Here is a 1,384-nt window from a genome sequence, read left to right on the forward strand (position 1 = left end):
GATCCTGATGAAGGGTTTTTTTATACCCGAATGTTAACGTAAAATTGGGGATCTGGGATCAAGCCTAATTGTTGGGGACTAAGCAAAAATCGTAGTTAATCTATACAGGAAGAATTCTACATTTTTCACTCCTCTGAACTTACTTCTGGAGGCTTTTATTTTAGCATTAAAAGATTCTGCTGATGCATTTGTACTTGGCTACAGTATTAAAAGCTCTAAATCCAGATTCTTTGACCTGTTTATACCAGCGAGCAAGCCTGGTAAAAGCTATTTTAACTTCTGTAGTTTCATTAAATATTTTTCTTAACCCATGTACCAGAGTATATGCTCGTTTGATATCAGGGTAGGATCTAAATAAAATGCTGGCACGTTCGGCTTGAATCCTGGTCCAGTTAGAGGGTGCTTTATAAAGCAAACTATTAGGGCAAAGGAACTTGTTTTCGAAAATCAACCTCTAGAATTTTAAGATAATGAATGAGAAATGGCAAATATCGCCAGGCAGTCCTGCAGGGTTTTGAAAACCTTGTAGGTCTTAATGCAAACCAGCTCAAAAATGATAAATATTGTTTCTGAGGATGGGTAGATTAAGAAAAAGTCAGTGTTCTAAGAATAAATCTATGGTTAGGTTCATTTTTTAATTAAAAAAGGGTTTTACCCTTCCGTCTTTATCAGCTTACGCTGATAAATCCACCTTCCCTTAATAAAGGGAAGGAACCAGTCCTGCAAATTACCTGTTTCTAAAAAATGTGCTTCTAGACTTTCTAAGATGATTCCTTAAAAATGGCAAATATCGGTATGGAGTCCAAATTTCACGCTTAAAAAATGGGAATCTTCTTTTTCACATGATGGAGAAGTTGAATAAAGGATAAACTCTGCACTACAATGATGAAGAGTTTGCTATAAATTATGTTTTTACCCTTCCGTCTTTATCAGCTTACGCTGATAAATCCACCTTCCCTTAAAAAGGGAAGGAACCAGTCGTGCAAATTACCTGTTTCTAAAAAATGTGCTTCTAAATTTTCTAAGATGATGCCTTAAAAATGGCAAATATCGGTATGGAGTCCAAGTTTTACGCTTAAAAAACGGGAATCTTCTTTTTCACATGATGGAGAAGTTGAATAAAGGATAAACTCTGCATTACAATGATGAAGAGTTTGCTATAAATTATGTTTTTACCCTTCCGTCTTTATCAGCTTTCGCTGATAGATCCAACCTTCCCTTGAAAAAAGGAAAGGAACCATTCCGCCAAAGGAATTTGTTTTTCGAAAATGAACCCCCAGGATGCTAAAATGATGGCTGAAAAATGGCTAATATCGTTCTAGAAAATACGTGGTAAGGAAATATCTACTGTTGAAATCTGCTTTTATAGAAGATCTGTGATCAG

General features: G+C 35.6%; 2 protein-coding genes. Both read right to left on the bottom strand.

What is annotated here, in order from left to right; translation table 11 throughout:
- Nucleotides 1-78: 78 nt before the first annotated feature.
- Complete coding sequence (locus tag RM545_RS17680) at nucleotides 79-159, bottom strand: hypothetical protein (protein ID WP_432264600.1); 81 nt, start codon at nucleotides 157-159, stop codon at nucleotides 79-81.
- A gap of 7 nt (nucleotides 160-166) precedes the next feature.
- A complete protein-coding gene (locus RM545_RS17400) occupies nucleotides 167-451 on the bottom strand; it encodes a transposase (protein ID WP_311496555.1) in 285 nt (94 codons plus the stop codon).
- Nucleotides 452-1,384: the final 933 nt, after the last annotated feature.

Origin of the sequence: Autumnicola lenta, assembly GCF_031846515.1 — a bacterium.
Classification (GTDB): domain Bacteria; phylum Bacteroidota; class Bacteroidia; order Flavobacteriales; family Flavobacteriaceae; genus Autumnicola; species Autumnicola lenta.